Origin of the sequence: Micromonospora sp. CPCC 205558, from assembly GCF_036902955.1 — a bacterium.
Lineage (GTDB): Bacteria > Actinomycetota > Actinomycetes > Mycobacteriales > Micromonosporaceae > Micromonospora.
The window spans coordinates 1-23,902 of the sequence record NZ_JBAKHR010000033.1 but is presented as its reverse complement, the minus strand read 5'-3'; the positions used below and the strand labels follow the sequence as shown (position 1 = coordinate 23,902).

Below are 23,902 nucleotides of genomic sequence, written 5' to 3'. Positions count from 1 at the left end.
GCCGTGCGCCACGAGCGCCGCACTCCGAATGTCGGCGGGCCTGCTGGTCGTACGACGGCACGGAACTGAGCGATCATTCAGCTTGACCGATCTCCCTACGCTGCGCTCATGCAGCGCAACGAGATAGACGGAGTGCTGGTCATCCAACGCGATTCACCTGGCCCGCTCGCCGCGTCGCTGACGTTCGGTTGCGGTTCCCGCGACGACGAGATCGACTCCATTGGTCTGACGCACCTGGTGCAGCACCTCGTGCAGTGGAACGAACTGCACGTCACGGACGAGTCCACCGACGACGTCTGGATGATCGAGACGTCGTTCATCGCAGCCGGCGCAGCGGACCAGGTCGCGGCGCGTCTCACGGATATCTGCTCCGCAGTCAGCGGTCTTCCGCCGACGGATCTGTCCGACGCCGTCGCGAATCTCGACCCCCACCACCGGTACCTCTTGAACATCGACACCGGCGTGCTCGACCCGTGGGGATCGCTGCTGGCCCGACGTTACGGGCCGCGCGGCCACGGCCTGTCGCGCTGGCCCGCGGTGGATTACCGGCTCCTCACGGCCGACGAGATCCAGCGTCACGTGCAGAGGTACTTCACCAGCGGTAACGCTGTCCTCGCCGTGACCGCCGACGTGCCGCAGGCGATGCGACTCCGCTTGCCCGCAGGTCCGCGAGTCACCCGCGACACCCCGCTCGCCGACCGCCGGTCCGGGCCGGTCTGGTACGCGGACGAGGTGCACGGCGTCGCACTGGTCGTCGGCGTCGAACCCAGCGCCACGGCGGTTCTGCTGATGCGGGCGCTACGGTCGCTGGTCGTCGACGCACTGGATCAGGCCGGGATCGCCGAACACGCTGAGTTCATGTTCGAGGTCGTCGACGCTACCCGGCACGAACTCGGGATACGGGTCATCCCGGAGGACGGGCGGAAGGCCAAGAACTTCGATGCCAGTGTCGCCGCCGAGCTGCTCTGGACCGAGCTGCGGAAACTCGTCGAAGCGGGGCTTGAGCCGGCGGACATAGCTGGTCTGGTGCCGACTGGGCGCGCCCCCGTACCGACAGCTCTGGTGCCCGCGTTCGAGAGCGTGGCCTGGATGTCGTCGGTCCGAGCGCTCGACACCGCGGTCCACCAGGAGCTGTTCGGCACCGCCGAGCAGGACTACTCGGATTCGCTCGCCGAACTGGAAGGCTTCTCTGCGGCAGCGGCGCGGGACGTCATGTCCGGCTGGCTCTCCTCGGCCATGATCGTCGTGCCCTACGGGTCCAGGCCGAATCTTCCTGGCGCCACCGACGATTCGTGCCCCCGCACCCGTTTCCTGCCGGCGGGCGAGGTTATCCGGCCACCGTTGCGGAAGAGGTTGGGCAACAAGGGATCGCTGGTCATCGGCGTCGACGCGATCTCCACAGTGGATGGTGACGGCAACGTGCACACCGTCCCCCTGTCCCAGGCGCTCGTTGTCGAACGGTTCGGCGCACTCTGGCTCGCCCACCTCGGCCACGGCTGCGCCACCACCATCACCGATTTCGCCGACGCCGCCGACAAGCTCCGGTCGGTCCTGCCGCCACGGCGGTTTCGTCGGGTACCCGTCTGGTGAGTTCCGGAATGTGAGTCGAGCGTCCGAGCAGGCCGTCGACGCTCAAGGGCTGCTGCGGTCACTAAGATGACCGCCGTGCAGTTCGGGGTGCTCGGGCCGCTCGCCGTGACCACGGACGCCGGCGAGCCGGTGGTGGTGCCCGGCACGAAGGTACGGGCGTTGCTGGCCGACCTGTTGGCCAACCGCAACCAGGTGGTCTCGGCGGACCGTCTCATCGACGACCTGTGGGGTGACGACGCCCCCGCCAACCCGGCCGGCGCCCTTCAGGTGCGCGTGTCGCAGCTGCGCAAGGCGCTCAACGACGCCGAGCCCGGGGCCCGCGAGCTGGTCGAATCCCGGCCACCCGGCTACCTGTTGCGGGTCGACACGGTCGACGTCGGCCGCTTCGACGAGCTGGCCCGCTGCGCCGACGTCGAGCGGCTGACCGAGGCGCTCGCGTTGTGGCGGGGCGAGGCGTACGCCGACGTGGCCGACGCCGAGTTCGTGCGGGCCGAGGCTGCCCGACTCGCCGAGCGGCGTCTCGTCGTACGGGAGCGGCTGGCGCAGGCCCGGCTGGCCCGGGGTGAGCACGACCTGGTGGTCGCGGACCTGGCCGAGCTGGTTGCCAAGCATCCACTGCGCGAGGGTCTGCGGGCGGTGCAGTTGCGCGCGTTGTACGCGGCGGGCCGCCAGTCCGAGGCGTTGGAGAGCTACGCCGACCTGCGGGCCCGACTCGCCGACGAGCTGGGCCTCGACCCCGGCCCGGAGCTGGTCGCCCTGCACCGCCGGATCCTCGAACAGGACGCCTCCCTGAGCGCCCCGCCGAAGGCGGCGGTCGTCCGGAGCAGCCTGCCGGCGCCGCTCGACGAGTTGATCGGGCGGGACGAGGCGTTGGCCGAACTGCACGCGCTGCTGCCCCGGCATCGGCTGGTCACACTGGTCGGGCCGGGTGGTGTGGGCAAGACCCGGCTGGCCATCGAGACGGCCCGCGCGGCGTCCTGTCCGGACGGCGTCCAGCTGATCGAGCTGGCCCCGCTCCCGGCCGGTGACTCGCGCGTCGCCGAACAGGTGCTCGGCGCGCTGGGTGCCCATGAGGCCGCCGGCCCGACCCTCTCCCCCACCGACCGGGTGGTCACAGCCCTGCGGCACCGGCAGTTGCTGCTCGTGCTGGACAACTGCGAACACGTCGTCGAACCTGTCGCCGAGCTGGTCGCCCGGCTGCTGCGCGACGTGCCCGGGGTACGTGTGCTGGCCACCAGCAGGGAGCCACTCGGGCTGACCGGTGAGCTGCTCTGGGAGGTACCCCCGCTGCCGGTGCCGGACGACGGTGACCTGGACGCGGTCCGGCGCTCGGCGGCGGCCCGGTTGTTCGTCGCCCGCGCAGCAGCGCAGCAGCGCGGTTTCCGCCTCGACAGACAGAGCGCGACCGCAGTGGCCCACCTGTGCCGCCGCCTCGACGGCCTGCCACTGGCGTTGGAGTTGGCCGCGACCCGGGTCCGGGCGCTGGGCGTACGCGGGGTGGTGGAACGCCTCGACGACCGCTTCCAGTTGCTCACCACCGTGCAGCGCGATGTGCCGCCCCGGCAGCGGACGCTGACCGCGGTGATCGGCTGGAGCTGGGACCTGCTGGACGAAACCGACCGGGTGGTGCTCGCCCGACTGGCGGTGTTCCCGGACGGCTGCGCCCCGGAGGCTGCCGAACAGATCTGCCAGACCGATCTGGACGCCCTGGCCCGGCTGGTGGACCGCTCGCTGGTGGTGCTCGACGACTCCGGCGCGGCCCCCCGCTACCGACTACTCGAATCGGTTGCCGCGTTCTGCCTGGAGCGCCTGACCGACGCCGACGAGGTGCGCTCGCGCCACGCCGCCTACTACACCGAGCTGGCCGAACGCGCCGACCCAGAACTGCGCGGGGCCGACCAGCGGCGGTGGCTGACCCTGCTCGACGTCGAGATGGCGAACCTGCGATCGGCGCTGGCGCACGGAGGCGGGCTGCGCCTGGCCGTCGCGCTGAGCTGGTACTGGCACCTGCGCGGCCGGCTCACCGAGGCCCGGCGAGCCTTGGCCGTGCCCGGCGACCCGGAGCAGGAGGCCCGCGCGGCCCCGTGGCGGGTGGGCTTCGCCCTGTCGCAGGGCCAGGCGATCGCATCGCACGACGTGCGCGCCGCGGTGGCCGTCGACCCGAACAGCCACGCAGCATGGTTCGCGGCCAACGCCGTGATCGAGCACGGCGACCTGGCCCTGGCGGCGGAACTGCTGCCCACCGCCGCCGCCGCCGACGGGTGGACCGAGGCGGCGGTGCTCACCTCCCTGGCCCACATCGCACACGCCAACGGCGACCAGGCCACCCTGGAGCGCACCGCGACCCGCAGCGCCGCGCTCTTCGCCGACATCGGCGACCGGTGGGGCCGGCTCCGGGCGACCGAGTGGGTGGGTGGGCTGGCCGACATGCGCGGTGAGCACGAACGCGCCGTCGCGCTGCACCGGGAAGGGCTGCGATGGGCCGAGGAGCTGGCGCTGTGGCCGCAGGTCTGCGCCGAGCTGTCCTGGCTGGCCTGGCTGGCCGTGCAGACCCGCGACTACGCCCAGGGCCGGGAACTGGCCGAACGCGCGTACGGCCTGGCGGTGGAGCAGGGCTCGCCCGGTGCGCTGATCTTCGCGGAGATGAGCCTCGGGCTGGCCGCCCGTCGCGACGGCAAGCTCGACCTGGCCGTCACCCACCTCAGCCACCTCGCCGACCTGGGCCGGGGCGAGAGCCAGCCCGCGCTCTACCTGCCGATGATCCTGGTGGAGCTGGGTTACGCGGTCGAGTTGGGTGGCGACCCGGACGCCGCGTTGGCCCTGCACGTCGAGGCGTACGAGGCCGCCGCGGCGATGGCGACGATGCGGGACGCGGTCGGCCCGCTGGAGGGGATGGCGGCGGCGGTGCGCTCCCCCGAGGTCGCCGCCCGGTTGCTGGGCGCAGCGGCCGCCGCCCGGCTCGCCGCACACGCCCCGGCCGCGCCGGCCGAACGCGACGACACCGACCGGGTGACCGAACGCCTGCGCGCCGAGCTCGGGCCAGACCGCTTCGACGCGCTGCTCGCCGAGGGCGCGAAGCTGAGCCCGAGCGAGGCCCGGGCCCAGCTCTGAGGAGTGCTCAGGGCTTCGGCTGGTACGAGGCGACGATCACGCCGCTCTTGTGCACCCGGGTGCCGACCAGGTCGAACGACGCCTTGAAGTCGGTCAGCGGCACCGTCAGGCTGGTGGCGCCCTCCAGCACGGGGTGGATCCAGAACCGGACCTCGTCCACCAGGCCGGCCCGGATCAGCTGGGCGGTGACCGAGCCGAAGCCGTACTGGATGATGTTCCTACCCTCCTGGGCCTTGAGCGCGGTGACCGCCTCGACCAGGTCGCCCTGGAGCACCTCCGTGTTGTTCCAGGTGGGGTTGGTCAGGGTGGTCGAGGCGACGTACTTCTTGACGTTGTTGAAGTACGCGGCACCCGTGGTCGGGTCACTCTCGTCCATGTTCGGCCAGGCGGCGGACATGCCGTCGTAGGTGGCCCGGCCCATCAGCATCGCGTCGGCCTCCTCGGTCTGCGACCCGGCCAGGCTGGCGGCCTCCTCGTCGAAGTACGGCGCGGTCCACATCGGGTTGTCGACGACGCCGTCGAGGGTGATGTAGGTCGAGTTGACGAGCTTGCGCATCGGGATCTCCTGGGTGTCGGTCGTGCTCTCCGGTGACACCCAGAACTCTGCCGGCCCCCGCTTACGATTCGCTTCAGGTGCCCTTTCGGGGGTCCGAAAGCGGGTCGGTAAGCGGGTCGGTCAGCGGGATCGGCAGCGCCTGCGGGGTCACCGTGCCGCCTCCGGTCGAGTGGGCCGGGGCGGGGCGGTCACCGACGCGGCTGTGCAGGCGCCCGCGCCCGGCCGGACCGGCCCGGCGGGTCACCTCGACGGTCACCATCCACACCGGCGGTGGCGGGGTGGTGAACCGCCCGACGCCCCACCGCACCCAGATCGGGATCCGGCCGGCGTCCGCCTCCGCTTGCAGCTTCTGCACCGTGCGGGCCCGGTCGGTGTGGTCGACCTCCACCACGACGGGCGGGCCGTCCGGGCGTGCGCACGCCACGTCGAGCACCGAGTGCCGCTGTTGCAGCGGCGGCGGCAACGGCAACACGCTGGGCGCGCGCCGGTAGACCCGCCAGCCCTGGGTCTCGGCCCACCGCCCCACCGCGTCGATCACCCGCGCGGTGACCTCGTCGGTGTCCAGGTCGACGAAGGTCAGCTCGGCCAGCCAGCGGCCCAGGTCCGCGGCCAACCGCTCGCCCTGCGCCGCGACCTCCACCGGCGCAGGATAACGCCTCAGCCGACCACGGTCGCGGGGGCTGCGAGGTGCCGGGTCAGCCAGGCGGTGGTGGCCGTCCGGGCCGTCTCGGCGTTGGCCCGCCCCAGGAAGTCGTGCCCCTCCCCGGCGAGCAGCAGATGCTCGTGCGGCACGCCCCGGGCAGCGAGGGCGTCGGCGACCTGCGCCGACTCGCCAGCCGGCACGTTGGTGTCGTTGGCGCCGTGGATCAGCAGCACCGGCACGTCCAGCCGGTCGATGTGGGTCAGTGGGGAGAGGTCACGCAGCAGGTCCGCGTCCCGCCGCGGGTCGCCGTACTTGCTGACGGCGGCGGCGGCGATCCACGACTCGGTGCCGGCGAAGAAGGTCCGGAAGTCGGAGATGCCGCATTCGGCGACCCCGGCGGCGAACAGCCCGGGGAAGTTCACCAGCACCGCCAGGACCAGGTAGCCGCCGTAGGAGCGGCCCAGGCAGCCGAGCTGACCGGGCCGGGCGACACCAGCGGCGACGAGGAAATCGGCGCAGGCCGCCACGTCGGCGATCGCGCTGTACCGGCCGGCGAGGTTGTCGGCGGTGACGAACGACCGGCCGAACCCGGACGACCCACGGACGTTGGGCGCGAAGACCGCGACGCCCTGCGCCACGAGGGCCTGGAACAGCGGGTTGTAGCCGGGACGCTCCTGCGCCTCCGGGCCACCGTGCAGGCTGATCGCGGTGGGCCAGGGGCCCGGCCCGGACGGGCGGTAGAGCCAGCCGGAGAGCGCCAGCCCGTCGCTGGCCCGCAGGTCGACCAGTTGCGGCGCGACACCGGCCTCGTCCGCACGCGCGGCGGTGTCCGAGCGCAGCGGGCGCGGGGTCCCGGTCTGCGGGTCGACCAGCCACACCTCCCGGGGCTGCACCGGCCCCTGCGCGGTGAGGCAGAGCAGACCGCCGTCGGCGGCGAAGACGGCTTCGCCGAGCACCTCGCCGGGGGCGGTGACGGCCCGTTGCACACCGCTGGCGAAGTCGAGCAGGCTCAGCTCGCTGCGCCCGCCGTAGGTGTTCCACAGCAGCGCGCCGCGGCGCCCGTCCGCGCTGAACGTGACGTGTTCCAGCTCGGCGTCCGGTCGCCCGGCGAGCCGGGTCGGCGGCTGCTCCGGTCGGGTCAGGTCGACCCGCACCAGCGCGGCCAGCTCCGAGAACGCGTCGGTACGGGCCAGCACGCTCGTGCCGTCCGGGCCGAACCATCCCTGGTCGGTGCTGCCCCGCCCGGTGTCCGGGAGCAGCCGCCGTCGAACGCCGGTGGCCACGTCGAGCAGCTCCAGCCAGCGGGCGTTGCGCGGGCCGCGGCGCAGCAGCGCCAGCCCGGCGTCCGGGGTCACGTCCAGCAGGGTGAGCAGCTCACCCTGGGCGAGCACCCGCCGGCGCCCGGTGCCGGCGTCGACCAGGAGCGCCTGCCCGTGCTCGTCGGTCTCGGTGACCGCCATCAGCGCGCCGTCGGGCAACCAGCCGGCCAACGCGGCGCTGCGACGGCCGAATCCGGCGACCTGGTGGCGTCGCGTACCGTCCGGGCGCAGCACCCACAGCTCGGTGCGGGGCGCGCCGCCGGGGGCGACGACGCAGGCCAGCCACTGCCCGTCCGGGGACCAGCTCAACGCGAGCACCGGCTCGTCGCCGACGGGCAGCGCGACGGGCGGGCCCGCGTCCACGTCGCAGACCCAGACGCCGGGCGTGCCCGCCCGGTCGGAGAGGAACGCCACCCGGCGACCGTCGGGGGACGGCGCGGGAGCGAAGTCCGCACCCGCCGGCGGCGCCACCGGCCGGTGGCTCGCGGGGCGGGCTCGCCGGATGGTTCGCGGCGACTCGGTCCGTACACTCATCTAAACCCCGATCCGCTGCAACCAGAGCTCCAGCAGCCCGAGCTGCCAGAGCGCGTTGGAACCCAGCGTGGTCCGCCGGGCGTTCGGCGCGTCCAGCAACTCCTCCAGGTAGTCCTTGCGGAACAGGCCCCGCTCGCGTGCCGGTCGGGCGGTCAGCGCGTCCCGCACGTCGTCGAGCAGCGGGCCGGAGAGGTGCCGGATGGCGGGCACCGGGAAGTAACCCTTCGGCCTGTCGATCACCTCGTCCGGGACGATGCCCCGGCTCGCCACCTTCAGCACACCCTTACCGCCCTGCGCCAGCTTCAGGGCGGGTGGGCAGGCGGCGGCCAGCTCGACCACCTCGTGGTCGAGGAACGGCACCCGGGCCTCCAACCCCCAGGCCATCGTCATGTTGTCGACCCGCTTGACCGGGTCGTCGACCAGCATCACCAGGCTGTCCAGGCGCAGCGCCGCGTCCAACGCGGTGTCCGCGCCGGGTGCGCCGAAGTGCGCGGCGACGAACTCCAGGCTGGCGTCGTGGTCGAGCATCCACTCGGGTGCCAACTGCCCGCCGAGCGCGTCGTGGCGACGATCGAAGAACACCCGGGCGTACGCCTCGACGGCGTCCGCGCGGGCCACGTTGGCCATCGGTGGGTACCAGTCGTAGCCGGCCAGGATCTCGTCGGCGCCCTGCCCGGACTGCACCACCGTGATCCGCTGCGAGACCTCCTCGGAGAGCAGGTGGAACGCGACGCAGTCGTGGCTGACCATCGGCTCGCTCATCGCCGCGATGGCCTGGTGCACGGCCGGGACGAACCGCTGCGCGCGGATGCGGATCTGCTGGTGGTCGGTGTCGAAGTGGCGGGCCACCAGGTCGGAGTAGTGGAACTCGTCGCCGCTCTCCCCCGCCGCCGCCTCGAAGCCGATGCTGAAGGTGGCCAGGCCGGTCTGGCCCTGCTCGGCCAGCAGGGCGACGATCAGGCTGGAGTCGAGACCGCCGGAGAGCAGCACGCCGACCGGCACGTCGGCGACCATCCGCCGACGTACGGCGGTGCGCAACGCCGCCATGAGCCGTTCCTGCCACTCGTCGGCGGACATGGCAGGGGCGGCGGCCCGGTTGAACTCCGGCCGCCAGTAGGTGGTGTCACTGCTCCGACCGTCCGCGGTGATCACCCGCACGGTGGCCGGCGGCAGCTTGCGGACCCCGGCGAGGATCGTGCGCGGCGGCGGCACCACCGAATGGAAGCTCATGTAGTGGTGCAGCGCCACCGGGTCGAGGTCGGTGTTCACGTCACCGGCGGCGAGCAACGCCGGCAGGGTCGAGGCGAAGCGCACCCGGTCCGGCCCCTCGGCCAGGTAGAGCGGCTTGATGCCGAGCCGGTCCCGGGCCAGCACCACCGTGTGCGTGGCCAGCTCGACCAGGGCGAACGCGAACATCCCGTAGAACCGCTCGACGCAGGCCGTTCCCCACCGGTGGTAGGCCTTGAGGATCACCTCGGTGTCCGAGGTGGACCGGAAGGAGTAGCCGGCGGCGGTCAGCTCGTCGCGCAACTCGCGGTAGTTGTAGATGCAGCCGTTGAAGACCAGGGCCAGACCCAGTTCGGGGTCGACCATCGGCTGGGCGCCCGTGTCGGACAGGTCGATGATGCGCAGTCGGCGGTGCACCAGCGCCACCGGCCCCTGCTGCCACCGCCCTTCGCCGTCGGGGCCCCGGGAGGTCAGGCCGGGGAGCATTCGCTCGACGGCGGCCAGGTCCGGCGGTGCCCCGTCGAGGCGGAGTTCACCTCCGATACCGCACATGGCACGCACCTCTCATCGGCTGGATCCGGTGGTCCGCTGACCGGTCCAGGCTTGGCGGGCCGGGTTGCGCCCCGATGACGGGTCGGTCAAGCGTGGGTTACGCCGACGGTTCGTCGGCTCCACCGAGCAGCCAGGTGTCCTTCGACCCACCACCCCGCGACGAGTTGACGATCATGCTGCCGGCCGGCGCGACCCGGGTCAGCGCCACCGGAGCGACCTCGGCGGTGTCACCGAGGAACACGAACGCCCGCAGGTCGACGTGGCGGGGAGCCAGCGCCGTACCGTCGAAGACCGGGTGGGTGGTCAGCGCGATCATCTCCTGGGCGATCCACCGGTGCGGTGCCGCGAGGATCTGCTCCCGGACGGCGTCCAACTCCTCGGCCTCGGCCCGAGGACCGATCACCACCCGGTCTCCGCCGTACCCGTCGACCGGCTTCAGCACCAGCTCGTCGAGCCGGCCGAGCACCTCGGCCCGCTGCTCGGGCAGTCCACACAGGTACGTGGGCACGTCCCCCAGCAGCGGCTTCTCGCCCAGGTAGTACTCGATCAGCCGGGGCACGTACGCGTACAGCGCCTTGTCGTCACCGACACCGTTGCCCAGCGCGTTGGCCAGCGTGAGCCGCCCGGCGTGCACCGCGGCGAGCAGCGGCCACCCCAACGGCACCCCGTCCGCGCCCGGCGCGTGCAGCAGCGCCTCCTCGTCCATCCGCAGGTAGATCACGTCGACCTCACTGCGGCAGCCCCCGCGGACCAGCCGGACCCGACCCTCCTCCACCAGCAGGTCACTGGTCTCGGTCAGCGGCACACCCATCTCGTCGGCGAGCAACCGGTGCTCGAACCACGCCGGATCACCCGGGCCGCTGCTGAGCACGACAACGGCGGGGTCGTCGGCTGCGGCGGGCGCGGCGGCGACCAGCGCCCGGTACAGCATCGCCGGTGTCTCGTCGGCGGGGAGCAGGTCCTCCGGAAACGGCAGCTCCGGCAGCACCGCCCGGGTGAGCCGACGGTTCTGCACCGCGTAGCCGATACCGGAGGGCACGCGCAGGTTGTCCTCCAGCACGTACCAGCCGCCGTCCGGGTCGCGGACGAGGTCGGTGCCGGACACCTGGGCGCGGGTGCCCCGCCGGCCCATCAGCGCCCCGGTCGGGCGCAGCCCGGGTGAGGACTCCACCACCCACGCCGGCACCACGCCGTCGGCCACCACGGCCCGGTCGGCGTAGACGTCGCGCAGGAACGCGTCGAGGGCTCGGGCGCGTTGCACCAGGCCGGTACGCAGGCTCCGCCAGTCGGCGGCGGGCACCACCCGGGGCACCAGGTCCACCGGGAAGAGCCGGGTGCTCGCCTCGCCGGCCACGCTGAACGTCACCCCCCGGGCCCGCTGTTCCTCGTCCCGGTCGTGTTCGCGTTGACGCAGGGCGACGGCGCCGAGCTGGCGCAGGGCGGTCAGGATCGGCGCGTACGCCGGGTCCGGCCCGGCCGGTCCGAAGACCTCGTCGCCGGCGTCGGCGTACGTGGGCAGCGCCGGCGGTGTCGGCGCACCCGGCAGCGGCCCGCGGACCCGGCCCCGGGTCTCGTCGAGCAGCAGGTCGACCACGTCGGCCAAGCGGCCCCGTCGCTCGTACGCCCGCCGCTGCCGGGCGGCGGAGCTGCCGCGTTCCAGCGCGTACCGGGTCAGCTCGCTGACCTGCTCCCAGTCCCCGGTCGCCGCCAGCTGCGGGCGCAGGTCGGTCACCAGGCGGCGGACCGCCTGGGCGGCCGGCACCGGTCGGGCCGATCGGGGCAGGTCGAGCAGGTCGCCTTCCAGCCCGGAGCGGGCCGCCCGCCACACGGCGGCGCGCAGGACCGGTGGTCGCACGGCGGTGCGCTCCACGCCGGCGCGCAGGGCGGCGACCTCCCGCCGGACGAGCGCCCGGAACAGGCCGGTGAGCAGGACGATGGTCTCCACGTCGGCGTTGGCGTCGGTGATCCGCAGCTCCACTGTGGGCACGTGCGCCGACGGCCGGACATCGAAGTAGATCATGGCGGGGTCGGTGATGGTCTCGGAGGCGATCAGTTCGGCGACGAGCGCCTCGTGGTCCGCGGCGCTGGTCACCTCGCCCGGGTCGCCGGCGGTGGGCCAGCGCTGCCACACCAGCGACCGGACACTGGCGTAGCCGCTGTCCTGGCCCATCCAGTACGGCGAGCTGGTGGAGAGGGCGAGCAGCACCGGCAGCCACGGCTGGACCCGGCGGGTGACCGCCACCGCCAGGTCCCGGTCGGAGACGCCGACGTGCACCTGTGCCCCGCAGATCAGCTGCTCCCGGGCGAGCAGCTGGTACTCGTCGAGCATTCGTCGGTAACGGGAGGTGGGGGTGACGCTGGGGTCGCCGTCGGCGCGCAGCGGCACCGTCCCGGCCGCCACGATGCCCAGCCCGGCCCGGTCGGCGACCTGGACGGCAGCCTGGCGCAGCCGGGTCAGCTCGGCGCGGATCTCGTCCAGGGTGCGGCAGACCGCGGTGTTGGTCTCCACCACGCTGCGGTGCAGCTCCGCGGTGAACGAGGCCGCCGGCAGCCGGTCGAGCAGCTCCCCGGCGCGGGGCACCAACTCCCGGGTGTGCAGGTCGACGACGTGGAACTCCTCTTCCACCCCGATCGTGGCCAGGTCCGCCGGGTCGCCGTCGTCGAGCGACACTGCCGGGTTGGTGCGGGGGGTGGGCAGCGTCCGGCCGTTGCCGGACCTGCCCACCGGCCCGTCGTACGTCGGCGCGTTCGTGGTGTTGTCGGCCATGGTCACCCCGGTTCGCGTGTCGGTGGTCTGGCTGTCCGACGAGCGTTCCCAGGGTTGGTACCGGGGGTGTTTCCGGCGCGTTAAGGTGACGGGCCCGTTCTGTCCGGGCTGGTCAGCGGCCCCGTCGACCGGGTTGGTGAGCGGGGACTCAGGGGCGCAGCGCGTTGAGCACCAGGTCGGCGTACCGACGCCACACCGCCGGGTCGCGCTCGTCGAACACGATGAGTTGCCGGACCACCCCGCAGAGGATGACCCGGATGTCCAGCTCCCCGGCGTCCGCGCGGATCTTGCGGGATGGTCGGGCCGCCACCACCAGCTGCCCGATCAGGCCCAGGATGCGTGCGGCGGGCACCAGGCGGCCCTCGAAGAACGCGTCGGCGAGGACCCGGTCGCGGGCGAGGCGTTCGAACAGGTCGGGCACGAACGAACACCATTCCCGGTACGCGTCGGCGCCGTCGAGCGCCGCCTGGATGCGCTGCTCCAACTCCTGAAACTGCCGCTGGACGACCGCGACGATCAGGTCTTCCTTGCTGGGGTAGCTGCGGTAGACCGTCGCGCGACCCACCCCGGCCCGCTCCGCCACCTGCGGCACCGTCACCTGGAGACCCTGCTCGGTGAAGAGCTCCCGGGCGGCGGCGATGACCCGCTCCTGGTTGCGGCGGGCGTCCAGCCGCCGACGGGGAGTCTCCGGGTCACTCGGCGTCGGCGGCGTCATGGGCTCAGTCTGCCCGCTCGGTCTCGTCGGTCAGCAGCGGCTCGTCGCCGTACACGTTGGTGATTTCGACGTTGAGCGCCGTGGCCACCCGGCCGAACGACCAGTAGTAGCCGATCACCTGGAGCACCTCGACGATCTCGCGCTCGCTGAGGATCTGCCGGGCCTGGTCGAAGAGCTCGTCGGGAACGCGCGGTGACCGCACCACCTCGGCGGTGAACCGGATGAGCGTCCGGTCGTACGCGGAGAGGTCCGGGTTGTCGATGCGCCGGCTGCTGATGATCTCGCGCGTGCGCTGGTCGACGCCGGCCGCCTCGGATATGGGGCCGTGCTGGGCCGCCACGAACTCGCTCCCGGTGTACTCGGCCACCGCCAGGATGACCACCTCCCGCGAGCGGGCGGGCAGCTCCAGCGCGGTGAACTGCGCCCTCGCGAGCTGGATGAACGGTTTCACAGTGCCGACCGAGTGGGTCAGCATCTTGACCATCGGATCGGGCGGGAGTGCGGACAGGAAGTCGCGGACGTCGGTGGGAATCGCGTTCGGGTCGGGGTCGGTAAGGCGTGGCATGGCTATCTCCTGTTTCTGGTCGTCGAAGTGGGGTCAGGCGGGCAGGTCGAAGCCCGTTTCGCTGAGGTGGCGGAACCGACCGTCCTCGGCGTACGACCCGAAGATGGCGATCTCCCGCTTGGCGGTCGACCCGTCGGCCATGGTGATCTCGAAGACGTGTCGTTCGGCGTAGTGGAGGCCATCGCGCAGCTCGTCGAGGACGCGCACGGTGCCACCGACGATCTGACCACGCACCCGGGTCACCATCTCGACGAACGCGGCCCGGTCGAGGGTCTCGCCGTCGCTGCTGTGGGTGTAGTCGGGGGCGTAGAACTCGTCGAGCGCCGCGGTCAGGTCGCGCGAGGGATCGAAGACGACCGCGCGCAGGGCATCGCTGATCCGTACCGGGTTCATGGGGATCCTCCTGGGGAACTGTGCTGCCTATCCGGACTCGTAGGTCCGCTTAGCGTCCACCGTACCGGACTCCTGAGTCCGTTTCCGGTGAGAGTCGTCACGTACCCGGGAACCGCCGTGCCCACCTCGGCGGGTCGACCGCCCCGGTCGTAGCGTGGGGGCATGCGAACCACCACGCTGGGCAGCACCGGCCCCGAGGTCGGCGTCATCGGCCTCGGCTGCATGGGCATGAGCCACGGCTACGACATCACCGGTCCTCGCGACGACGACACGTCGATCGGCGTCATCCGACAGGCGCTGGACCTGGGCGCGACGCTGATCGACACGTCGGACGTGTACGGGCCGTACACCAACGAGGCGCTGGTCGGGCGGGCGCTGGCCGGCGGCCACCGGGACCGGGCCGTCCTGGCCACGAAGGTCGGCCTGGTGGCCACCTCCCCCACCGGTGGCCCCGGCAACTCACCGAAGATCGGCAACAACGGCCGCCCGGAGCACATCCGCGCGGCGATCGACGAGAGCCTGCGCCGGCTCGGCACCGACCACGTCGACCTCTACCAGTTGCACCGGGTCGACCCGGAGGTGCCGATCGAGGAGTCCTGGGGTGCGATGGCCGAGGTCGTGGCGGCCGGCAAGGCGCGGCAGATCGGGCTCTCCGAGGTGACGGTCGCCCAGATCGCGCGGGCCCAGGCGGTGCACCCGGTGGCGTCGGTGCAGTCCGAGCTGTCACTGTGGACGCGCGACCCGTTGACCGACGTGCTGCCGTACTGCGCCGAGCAGGGCATCGCCTTCCTGCCGTTCTCCCCGCTCGGTCGGGGTTTCCTCGCCGGCCGGTTCACCTCGTTCGACGACCTGCCCGCCGACGACTTCCGGCGCGGCCTGCCGCGCTTCCAGCAGGAGGCGCTGCGCGCCAACCTCGCCATCGTCGCCCGGGTCCGGGAGATCGCCGACCGGGCGGGTGTCAGCCCCGCGCAGGTCGCCCTCGCCTGGGTGGTCGCCCAGGGCGACCAGGTCATTCCGATCCCCGGCACCAAGACCCCGAGGTACCTGGTGGACAACTGCGCGGCCGCCGACGTGCGGCTCAGCACCGAGGACCTGGCCGACCTGGAGAAGCTGCCCGCACCAGAGGGTGGCCGCTACTGAGGCTCGGGCGGCCCGGCACCACGCGGCCGGGCCGCCACCGGAGGACCGAACCTGACCCCGACACCGGGCGAGTAGAGCACGCTGACCGGCGACCCGACCGGCGCCGGCAGCCCTGCGGCGGCTACCAACTCGTCATCCAGGCGCAGCAGCTCGGCCCGGTGCAACGGCCAGCTCGGATGCCAGTTCGGCAGGTGCAGCGTGCGCCCGTACGCCCGGGTGTGCAGCCCCCAGCGGGCGGTGAGGAAGTGTTCGAGCGGGGTCGGGTCGGCGATCCGCTCCCCCACCCGCACCACCATCCGGCTCGTCGTGCCCGCCGGCCCGGGCCAGCGCCGCCGGCACCGGTAGGTGCGGCGGTCGCCGTCGCGTTCCAACCGCATCGACGACCAGAGGTACGGCAGGCGCAACGTCGCCCTCGCCACCAGCACCGGCACCAGGCGGGACGCGTCGAGCGACCGGAACACCTGCCGGGGCGCGTGGTCGACCGGTTCGGGTTGCACGCTCCCATCGTCGCCCAGGCGGCCCGCCCGGGGGGCCTCAGGCGTGCGGACCGACGCTGACGGTGCCGATGGTCAACGACGCCCCGCCCTCCAGGATCTCGCCGACCCGTTCGACCTCCTCGGCCAGCGCCCGCTGATGGGCGGCGTCGAGCGTCCGCAGCGGCTCGACGGTGACCCGGATCGAGCGGCCGGAGCGGCGTTGATGCCACACGCCGGCGACCACCCCGTCCACCAGCAGCACCGGAAAGTTGCCGGCCTGTCCATTGGCGAGCGCCCGTTCGGCGGCGGCACCGGGGAAGAGCCGCTCGCGCGGGTGACAGCCGACCGCGTACGCGTCGAAGTAGGGCAGCAGCCGCAACCCGGACGGCCGGTCGTCGGGGAACCCGGTGTCGTCGGCGGCCACCCAGGCCCGGGTGCCCTCCACCGTCACCTCGGTCAGGTCGAGCGAGTCGAACAGCAACGTCCCCCATCCCGGGGGGACCGCCAGCCACCGGGCGAACTGCGCCGGGGTGGCCGGCCCGTACGCGTGCAGGTAGCTGCGGACGAGGGCGGCCAGGGCGGCGCGACCAGGCATCGGCGCGAAGTCGGGCAGCCACCTCGTCGGGCTGGTGTACGTGCTGGCCCGACCGCGATCCGGGCCGAAGCAGACCACACCGCCCCGGGTGGCGGCGGTCATCGCCGCGACCCACCGGGGCCACCTGTCCTGGAACGCCTCCATGACCAGGTCACCCGCCCACGGGCCGGTACGGGCGACGATCTCCTCGGTCAGCTCGGCGGTGGTCAGGTCGGCCTCGGCAACCGCGTCGGCGATGGCCGTGAGGACCTGCTCGGTCTGCCGGGGCGTCAGCAGGACCGCACTCCGTTCCCAGGACGGCGCCGGCAACGCGGACAGCGCGCCGACCCACATCGGCAGGTCCGCCGCGGCGAGCAGGTGCACAGTCCCGCGGGGCCCACGGGTCTTGACCAGCGTGCGGTCCGTCCACAGTGCCCGGCGCACCAGGGCGCGGGTCGCGCCCGGCACCCGCAGCCCGATGGACAATTCGGCGGCCGACGCGATCTGGGCGTGCGCGCCGCACATCGCCGACACCACGTCGGCGACGCGTGCGGCGTCCGGTGCCGCGTCCGCCGCCGGCGTGCAGAGCCGGTGCCGCGCAAGCCGTCGGGCGGACACCTGCGCCCAGCTCAGCTCGATCATCGCAGGCCCTCGAAGAACGCGCGGATGTCCGCCGCGTGCGCCAGCGGCTCGTCCATCGCCACGAAGTGGCTGCCCGGGTTGCCCTGCGGCCAGTGGACGATCGTGTTGTCTCGCTCGGCGAGGCGGCGCATCAGCGCGGAGCCGCCGCCGTACACACCGGACGGCACCTGCCGCTGGCCCGTCGGCCAGGCGAAACCGCCATCGTCGGCGACGGTGAGTCGCTCGTACATGGGCCACGACGACGTTCCCGACGTGCCGGTGAACCAGTAGAGGCTCACGTTGGTGAGCAGATGGTCCCGGTCGATGGCCTGCTCCGGCGTCGGCACCGTCATGGTGAACTCCTTGAACTTCTGCATCATCCAGGCCAGCAGCCCGACCGGCGAGTCGTTCCAGGCGTACGAGAGGGTCTGCGGCGCTGCCCGCAGCAGCGCGTGATGGTCGACGCCACCGCTCATCCACTGCTGCATCTGCTCCCACTCGGCGCGTTCCGCAGCGCTCATGTCCGGCACGTCGGCGGCGGTCGGGAAGCCGAACCCGCCGTCGATGTGCACGCCGACGACCTGCTCCGGCGCCACCGCGGCCACCCGTGGCGCGACGTACGCACCGAGATCACCGCCCTGGGTGCCGTAACGGTGGTAGCCGAGGCGGGCCATCAGCTCGACCCACATCCGGGCGAGCCGGTCGATCGTGAACCCGGCCAGCGGCGCCTGCGAGAAACCGTAGCCGGGCACCGACGGCACGACCACGTGAAACGCCTGCGTGGGATCCTCGCCGTGAGCGCGTGGGTCGGACAGCGGGCCAATCAGCTCGGTGAACTCGACCACGGAGTTCGGCCAGCCGTGTGTCAGCAACAACGGCAGCGCGCCCGGCTCCGGCGAGCGGACGTGCAGCACGTGCACATCCAAGCCGTCGATCTCGGTGACGAGCTGGGGGAAGTCGTCCAGGCGCGCCTCCTGGGCCCGCCAGTCGTAACCATTCGCCCAGTACTCGGTCAACTCGCGCAGGTACGTCACCGGCACCCCACGGCTCCAGCCGGTGCCGGGCAACGAGCGGGGCCACCGGGTTCGGGAGAGCCGGTCACGCAGGTCGTCGAGGTCCGCCTGCGGAATGTCGATGCGAAATGGCGTCATGCCGGGAACGCTACGGCCCATGTAGGACAGCTTCTGGCACACATCGCTGGCATCCTGGGGTCATGTCCGACACCCCCGCCCGACTGCTGGGCCTGCTGTCGCTGTTGCAGACGCCCCGCGAGTGGCCCGGCAGCGAGTTGGCCACCCGGCTCGGCGTCAGCCTGCGCACCATCCGCCGCGACGTGGAGCGGTTGCGCGACCTCGGCTATCCGGTGCAGGCGACGATGGGCGCGATCGGCGGATACCGCCTGGTCGCCGGCAAGGCGATGCCGCCGCTGCTGCTCGACGACGACGAGGCGGTGGCGATCGCGGTCGGTCTGCGCACCGCCGCCGGTCACGCGGTGGCCGGCATCGAGGAGGCCTCGGTACGGGCGTTGGCCAAACTCGAACAGGTGCTGCCGTCCCGGCTGCGGCACCGCGTCAGCGCGCTGGGGGCGGCCACCGAACCGCTGCTCACCTGGGACCGACCAACGGTCGACCCGGAGCACCTGAGCGCGCTTGCCGGCGCCGTCAACAATCGTGAGCAGCTGCGGTTCACCTACCGCCGTCGCGACGGCGTGGACACCGAACGGCTCGTCGAGCCGTACAAGCTGGTGTCGGCGGGTCGGCGCTGGTATCTGGTGGGCTACGACAACGACCGCGACGACTGGCGGATCTTCCGGGTCGACCGGATCACCGACCTGCGCCCCACCCGCATCCGGGTCGCCGCCCGGCAACTGCCGGCGTCCGACGCCGCCTCGTTCATGACGGAGAAGCTGCTTGAGCTGACGCCCGTCTACCGGGCGGTGGTGACACTGCACGCGCCGATCGAGCGGATGGCGGGCCCGCTCGGTGGTGCCGGCGTCAATCTGGAGCCGATCGACGAAACCTCCTGCCGGTTGCGCAGCAACGCCGACACTCTGGAATGGCTGGCGTGGCGCCTGCTGACCCTCGGTTGCGACATGGAGGTGCACGAGCCTCCGGAGTTGATCGCGCACCTGCGGCAGATCGGCACCCGGGCGACCCGCGCCGCCAGCCCGTGCCCAGCGTAGGACGGCCGACGGCCCGGGCCACCGGCACGCCGGTCCGCCGTACGCTTGATGGAGCGCAAGCGTTCAGAACAGGCGTTTCGGGGAGGAACTGGGCGTGACGCAGAGCGACGGGGAGCTTGTGGTGCTCGCGCAGGCGGGAGATGCGGCTGCGCTCGGTGTGCTGCTGGCCCGGCACGAGGCCGGGATGCGGGCCGTCGCGCTGAGCGTCCTCGGTTACGGACCGGACGCCGAGGACGCGGTGCAGGACACGATGCTCGTCGCCCTGCGTCGCATCGGCGAGCTCCGCGACCCGAGCGCCGTCGGCCCCTGGTTGCGGGCCATCGTCCGCAACAACAGCCGGACGGTGCTGCGCCGGCCCGCAGCCGTCCCGGTCGCCGAACCGGAATGGTTCGCCGGCCCGGCCGACACCCCCACCCCGGAGGAGGCGCTGGACCGCGTTGCTGTGCGCGACTGGGTGTGGCACTCCATCGAGCAACTGTCCGAGCCTGACCGCCTCGTCACCCTGCTGCGGTATTTCAGCGACGCGTCCTCGTACGAGCAGATCGCCGCCGTGTGTGGCGTGCCGGTCGGCACCGTCCGCAGCCGCCTCAACCACGCCCGCCGTGCGCTCGCCGGCGGCCTTCGCACCGCGGCGACCACAGCGCACGCGGACGTCGCCGCCTCCAACGACACCCGGTGGCGGGAGGGTCGCGACATGATCGCGACGGCGATGGACGGCGACTTCGAGCGGGTGGTCCGCGAGAGCTGGTGGCCGGACGCCGAAATGATCGTGCCGGGCGGCCCGCACGGCGGCCGTGACCTGGCGATCAATGGCATGAACTGCGACCTGGATGCCGGGGTACGTCAGCGGCTGCGCAACGTGGCGGCCAGCGGCGACGTACTGATCTGGGAGACCGACCTGATCAGCCCACCCGACGACCCGGAGCACTGCCCACCCGCGGCGCTGTGGTTGCAGGTGCTGCGCGAGGGCCGGGTGCGCCAACTCACCCTCTTCCACCCCGTCCCGGCGCGGGCCTGAAAAACCTTCCGACCGAGCGAACTTTTCCCTCGACCCGCGCATCTGGTCTGCGTCATGCACCAGTTGCCGTGTCGGCGGACGCCGCGCGGGTCTCGGATCGGGAGATAGTTCATGGGTTCCACCAGCCACGACGTCAGCGCCCTCGCACCCGGTGCCCACACGTTCACCGTCGACGGCGTCCGGCAGGTCTACCACGTCGCGGGCACCGGCCCGGTCTGCGTGGCGCACTCCGGCGGCCCGGGCATCGAGTGGGCGTACCTGCGGACGCCCGGCCTTGAGGCGCACTTCACCATGGTCTACGTCGAGCCGGTGGGCACGGGCGCGTCCGGGCAGCTCGACAACCCCGCCGATTACCGTCTGGACACGTATGTCCGGTTCCTGCACGCCGTCGTCGAGCACCTCGGCGAGCCCCGGGTGTACCTCCTCGGGCACTCGCACGGCGGTTTCGTCGCCCAGCGGTACGCGCTCGACCACCCGGACCGGATCGCCGGCCTCGCCCTGTACGACACCTCACCCGTCACCGGCGCCGAGTTCTGGGGCGAGGCCATGGCCGGCCTCGCCGCCTACCCGCAGCGGCACCCGGACCGCCCGGAGGCGGCTGCGGTTCCGGGCGCCTTCGCGCAGATCGGCGGCGCGACGGACGACGAGTCGTTGGGGGCCGCGCTGCGCGCCGCCCTGCCGGTGTACTTCGCGGACTTCTGGGGTCGACAGGACGAGTTCGCCCCATTTCAGGCGGCTGTCCGGATCTCGGCGACGCCGGCCGGCGCGCAGGACCCCACGCCCTTCGACGTGCGGGACAACCTCGGTGAGATCACCGTGCCCGTCGTGGTGATCGTCGGGGCGTACGACTTCATCTGCGGCCCCCGCTGGGCCGAGCAGCTGCACGCGGGGCTTGCGGACTCGCGGTTGGTGACGCTGGAGCGAAGCGGGCACTTCGGGCACATCGAGCAGCCGGTCGAGTTCACCGATGGCGTGGCGGAACTGCTGAAGCGCTGACCCAGCACGGGCCAGCGCTCCCCGAGGTCGTTCGTCACAACGGGCAGGCCTCGGGGCGCGCTCGCGTTGCACGGTCATAGGCTGGGCACTTTGCCGCACCATGACCAAGAGGAGACCGCCGTGAGCCAGACCGAACGGATGGATTCCGTCGACGAGTGGAACGTGGCCGAGGACGACGGGGTGCTGGACGCCTCCGACACCCTGGACGACGACCGGGTCGGCGACCCCCTCGACACCGGCATCGTCGCCGAGGACCACTGGACGGCGGCGAACCGGTTCGGCACCACACCGGCCGAGGAGCGCGCGGGCGAGTCCCTGGCGCAACACCTCGCCCAGGAGGTGCCGGATGTCGACCCGTACGCCGAGGGTGGCGACGACGAGGACGAGCTGACCCGCCGGGGGTACGAGTCGGAGGCCCGCGCCGGTCGTCTGGTCGCCTACGACGAGGGCTTCGGCGAGGATGACGAGCCCGAGTCCGTGGCGTGGGACGCCGGCATCGACGGGGGTGGCGCCAGCGCCGAGGAAGCGGCGATCCACCTGGTCGAGGACCCGGACGGGCCCGGCGACGGCCCGTTGCGCTGACACCGTAACCGCCGCGCCCAGCACCTCACGGGGTGCTGGGCGCGGCGGTTTTCGGTCAGTGGATGACGACGGGCGTCTTGACCTGCTCGCCCTGCGGGTCGTCGAGTTGCGCTGGCTGACGTCGGCGCGGCAGCAGTGCGGCCGGGATGAACGTGAGCACGACAAGCGCGAACGCGACCCAGAACGTGGTGGCGAACGACTTGGCGGCGAAGTCGAGCCCGCGCTCGATGAGCGACGGGTCCACCGGCATCTGCTGCAGCAGCTCCGGCCGCTGCTGGGAGGCGATGGCCAACCCGGCCTCGGTGACCGGCTTGCCGCTCTCGTCCACCAGGCCGGGGATCGGCCGGGAGCCGTTCAGCTCGTTGGTGAGGATCACCGACATCACGGCGGCGCCGACCGAACCGCCGATCTGCTGGAGGATGTTGACAAGCGTCGAGCCGCGCGCGACCTCCTGCGCCTGCAACGTCCGCAGGGCCGACGTCATGATCGGCATCATCGTGCCGCCCATGCCCAGACCCATCACGAACAGCGACCCACCGAGCAGCCAGTACGACGTCTGCGGGTCGACCTGGGTGAAGCCGAAGAACCCGATGACGATGAGACCCAGCGCGAACGGGACGGTACGCCCGATCGGCACCCGGTCGGCCAGCGTGCCGGCGATCGGCATGGTGATCATCGCGCCGATGCCCTGCGGGGCCATCAGCAGACCCGCGGCCAGCGTCGACTCACCGCGCACCTGCAGGAAGTAGCTCGGGAACAGCAGACCGGCACCCATGAACGCGATGATGAACACGAACATCGTCACCGACGCGATGGTCAGGCTGCGGTTGCGGAACAGCCGCAGGTCGAGCAGCGGATGCCGGGGCTTGAACGAGTAGAGCACGAACGCCACCACCAGCGCGCCGCCGACCAGCATCGGGGCCCAGACCTTGGCCTCGGTGAAGGTGCCGGTTTCCGGCAGGGACGAGACGCCGTAGAGGAAGAGGGCGAGACCCGGCGACAGCATGATCATGCCGACGAAGTCGAACGACTCGGACGGCTCGGGCGCGTCCTTCGGCAGCGCGAACTGCGCGTAGATCAGGGCGATCACGCCGATCGGCAGGTTGATCAGGAAGATCCAGTGCCAGCTCGCGGTGTCGATCAGCCAACCACCGAGGATCGGGCCGCCGATCGGGCCCAGCAGCATCGGAATGCCGAGGACTGCCATCAACCGGCCGATCCGGTGCGGGCCGGCCGCCCGGGTCATGATGGTCATGCCCAGCGGCATGAGCATGCCGCCACCGAGGCCCTGCAGGACCCGGTAGCCGATCAGCTCGCCGATCGTGTCGGCCATGGCGCAGAGCCCCGACCCGATCGTGAACAGGGCCAACGCCACCATGTAGAGCCGTTTGGTGCCGAACCGGTCCGCCGCCCACCCGCTGAGCGGGATCACGGTGGCGAGCGCGAGGGTGTAGGCGGTCATGGTCCAGGCGACGCGGGCGTAGGACGCGTCGAACTCGCTCTGGAACTTGGGCAGCGCCACGCTGACCACCGTCACGTCGAGGATCGACATGATCGCGCCAAGGACGACGACGCCCGCCACCTTGAGCACCGCGGCGTCGAGCTTGTCCGATGTCGCGACGGATTGCTGTGTCACTAACTCTCCTGAAGTCGATTGATCCGGCCGATGGTGGGCGGTGGCGGCGCTGCCGCGCCGACCAGGCGCGGGGCGCGACGTGCCAGGACGACGACGCGCGCAGGAAGACTAACCGCCAGTTGTGACGATTCGCCGCCGGATTAACGCTCCCCCTGGCGTCACATCCGATCGGCGGTGCGACTGTGGCCGGACGTCGGCGTGTCGATCAGGCGGGCGAAACCGCGAGCGAGCGGCGGGTCGCGGCCAGGACCAACGCGACCTCGATCAGCGCGACCCGGACCAACGCCGCCCGGGAGCAACGCGACCCGGACCAGTGCAGCCTGGAAACAACGCAGCCCGGACCAACGCGGCCTCGATCAGCGCGGCCAGGACCAACGCGACCCGGACCAGTGCAACCAGGATCAGTGCAACCAGGATCAGAGGTCGGCTGGCCGCCTCTCACCACGTTGATCGCTGACCGGGAGTGAGGGGCGCCGGAACCTGGCCGCGCACTTCCCGTCGCCTCGATGGCCGCACGGAATCGGTGGCGGCACGGACGTAGGGCGTGCTGGGCTGGCCACTCGACCAGCCTGTTGACCGGGGGTGGCCGTTGTGCAGGGCGGGTGCTCCTATGTGCGTCGGTGGTAGTGGTTGCGGCGGGGAACCTGTTCGGGGTCGAGCCAGGCCGGTGGCACGAATTCGGGGTGGCCGTCGCCTGCCAATCGC

The 23,902-nt window shown here is 72.2% G+C and carries 18 protein-coding genes and 1 pseudogene; 7 read left to right on the top strand and 12 right to left on the bottom strand.

Features of this window, described 5'->3' with window-relative positions:
• Positions 1–108: 108 nt before the first annotated feature.
• Both V6U86_RS28240 and V6U86_RS28235 read left to right on the top strand, forming a co-directional pair.
• On the top strand, positions 109–1,590 hold the full coding sequence (locus tag V6U86_RS28240) for a hypothetical protein (protein WP_334508457.1): 1,482 nt from the start codon (positions 109–111) through the stop codon (positions 1,588–1,590).
• 66 nt (positions 1,591–1,656) lie between these two features.
• A complete protein-coding gene (locus V6U86_RS28235) occupies positions 1,657–4,701 on the top strand; it encodes a BTAD domain-containing putative transcriptional regulator (protein ID WP_334508455.1) in 3,045 nt (1,014 codons plus the stop codon).
• A gap of 7 nt (positions 4,702–4,708) precedes the next feature.
• On the opposite strand, the gene V6U86_RS28230 is transcribed toward V6U86_RS28235, so the two are convergent.
• The 8 genes from V6U86_RS28230 to V6U86_RS28195 all read right to left on the bottom strand — a co-directional run bounded on the left by V6U86_RS28230 (position 4,709) and on the right by V6U86_RS28195 (position 13,972).
• On the bottom strand, positions 4,709–5,257 hold the full coding sequence (locus tag V6U86_RS28230) for a dihydrofolate reductase family protein (protein ID WP_334508453.1): 549 nt from the start codon (positions 5,255–5,257) through the stop codon (positions 4,709–4,711).
• Between the two features lie 73 nt (positions 5,258–5,330).
• Positions 5,331–5,897, bottom strand: a complete 567-nt coding sequence (locus V6U86_RS28225; RefSeq protein ID WP_334508451.1) for a hypothetical protein — start codon at positions 5,895–5,897, stop codon at positions 5,331–5,333.
• Between the two features lie 17 nt (positions 5,898–5,914).
• Positions 5,915–7,753, bottom strand: a complete 1,839-nt coding sequence (locus tag V6U86_RS28220; protein ID WP_334508449.1) for a S9 family peptidase — start codon at positions 7,751–7,753, stop codon at positions 5,915–5,917.
• Positions 7,754–9,532, bottom strand: coding sequence for an N-acetylglutaminylglutamine amidotransferase (locus tag V6U86_RS28215; RefSeq protein WP_334508447.1), 1,779 nt, complete (start codon positions 9,530–9,532; stop codon positions 7,754–7,756).
• A 97-nt stretch (positions 9,533–9,629) separates the two neighbouring features.
• Positions 9,630–12,299 carry a carboxylate--amine ligase/circularly permuted type 2 ATP-grasp protein gene (locus V6U86_RS28210; protein WP_334508445.1) on the bottom strand — a complete coding sequence of 890 codons (2,670 nt, stop codon included), beginning with the start codon at positions 12,297–12,299 and terminating at the stop codon, positions 9,630–9,632.
• Positions 12,300–12,447: 148 nt separating this feature from the next.
• Positions 12,448–13,014, bottom strand: coding sequence for a TetR/AcrR family transcriptional regulator (locus tag V6U86_RS28205; RefSeq protein ID WP_334508443.1), 567 nt, complete (start codon positions 13,012–13,014; stop codon positions 12,448–12,450).
• Between the two features lie 4 nt (positions 13,015–13,018).
• A complete protein-coding gene (locus tag V6U86_RS28200; RefSeq protein WP_334508441.1) occupies positions 13,019–13,579 on the bottom strand; it encodes a carboxymuconolactone decarboxylase family protein in 561 nt (186 codons plus the stop codon).
• Positions 13,580–13,612: 33 nt separating this feature from the next.
• Positions 13,613–13,972, bottom strand: coding sequence for a hypothetical protein (locus V6U86_RS28195; protein WP_334508439.1), 360 nt, complete (start codon positions 13,970–13,972; stop codon positions 13,613–13,615).
• A gap of 162 nt (positions 13,973–14,134) precedes the next feature.
• Between V6U86_RS28195 and V6U86_RS28190 the strand changes: the two genes are divergently transcribed.
• Positions 14,135–15,112: an aldo/keto reductase gene (locus V6U86_RS28190; RefSeq protein WP_334508437.1), complete on the top strand. Its 978-nt coding sequence runs from the start codon at positions 14,135–14,137 to the stop codon at positions 15,110–15,112.
• On the opposite strand, the pseudogene V6U86_RS28185 reads toward V6U86_RS28190, so the two are convergent.
• The 3 genes and pseudogenes from V6U86_RS28185 to V6U86_RS28175 all read right to left on the bottom strand — a co-directional run.
• Positions 15,106–15,573 (bottom strand): annotated as a pseudogene (locus tag V6U86_RS28185) (DUF2071 domain-containing protein); the annotation flags it as partial. The gene V6U86_RS28190 and the pseudogene V6U86_RS28185 sit on opposite strands and share 7 nt — an antisense overlap.
• Positions 15,574–15,646: 73 nt before the next feature.
• The gene (locus V6U86_RS28180; protein ID WP_334508435.1) at positions 15,647–16,804 is read right to left on the bottom strand and encodes a winged helix DNA-binding domain-containing protein; all 1,158 of its coding nucleotides are present in this window, start codon (positions 16,802–16,804) and stop codon (positions 15,647–15,649) included.
• Positions 16,801–17,934 carry an epoxide hydrolase family protein gene (locus V6U86_RS28175; protein ID WP_334508433.1) on the bottom strand — a complete coding sequence of 378 codons (1,134 nt, stop codon included), beginning with the start codon at positions 17,932–17,934 and terminating at the stop codon, positions 16,801–16,803. Before V6U86_RS28175 ends, V6U86_RS28180 begins: the two co-directional genes overlap by 4 nt.
• 62 nt (positions 17,935–17,996) lie before the next feature.
• On the opposite strand from V6U86_RS28175, the gene V6U86_RS28170 reads away from it, so the two are divergent.
• From V6U86_RS28170 to V6U86_RS28155, 4 genes are all read left to right on the top strand, one after another.
• Positions 17,997–18,965 (top strand): helix-turn-helix transcriptional regulator, encoded by a 969-nt coding sequence (locus V6U86_RS28170; RefSeq protein ID WP_334508431.1) that lies wholly within the window; start codon positions 17,997–17,999, stop codon positions 18,963–18,965.
• A 94-nt stretch (positions 18,966–19,059) separates the two neighbouring features.
• Positions 19,060–19,983: an RNA polymerase sigma factor gene (locus V6U86_RS28165; RefSeq protein ID WP_334508429.1), complete on the top strand. Its 924-nt coding sequence runs from the start codon at positions 19,060–19,062 to the stop codon at positions 19,981–19,983.
• A 111-nt stretch (positions 19,984–20,094) separates the two neighbouring features.
• Positions 20,095–20,979 carry an alpha/beta fold hydrolase gene (locus tag V6U86_RS28160; protein ID WP_334508427.1) on the top strand — a complete coding sequence of 295 codons (885 nt, stop codon included), beginning with the start codon at positions 20,095–20,097 and terminating at the stop codon, positions 20,977–20,979.
• Between the two features lie 120 nt (positions 20,980–21,099).
• Complete coding sequence (locus V6U86_RS28155; RefSeq protein WP_334508425.1) at positions 21,100–21,561, top strand: DUF5709 domain-containing protein; 462 nt, start codon at positions 21,100–21,102, stop codon at positions 21,559–21,561.
• Positions 21,562–21,616: 55 nt separating this feature from the next.
• Here V6U86_RS28155 and V6U86_RS28150 read toward each other — a convergent pair whose 3' ends face one another.
• Positions 21,617–23,197 (bottom strand): DHA2 family efflux MFS transporter permease subunit, encoded by a 1,581-nt coding sequence (locus V6U86_RS28150; protein WP_334508423.1) that lies wholly within the window; start codon positions 23,195–23,197, stop codon positions 21,617–21,619.
• Positions 23,198–23,902: the final 705 nt, after the last annotated feature.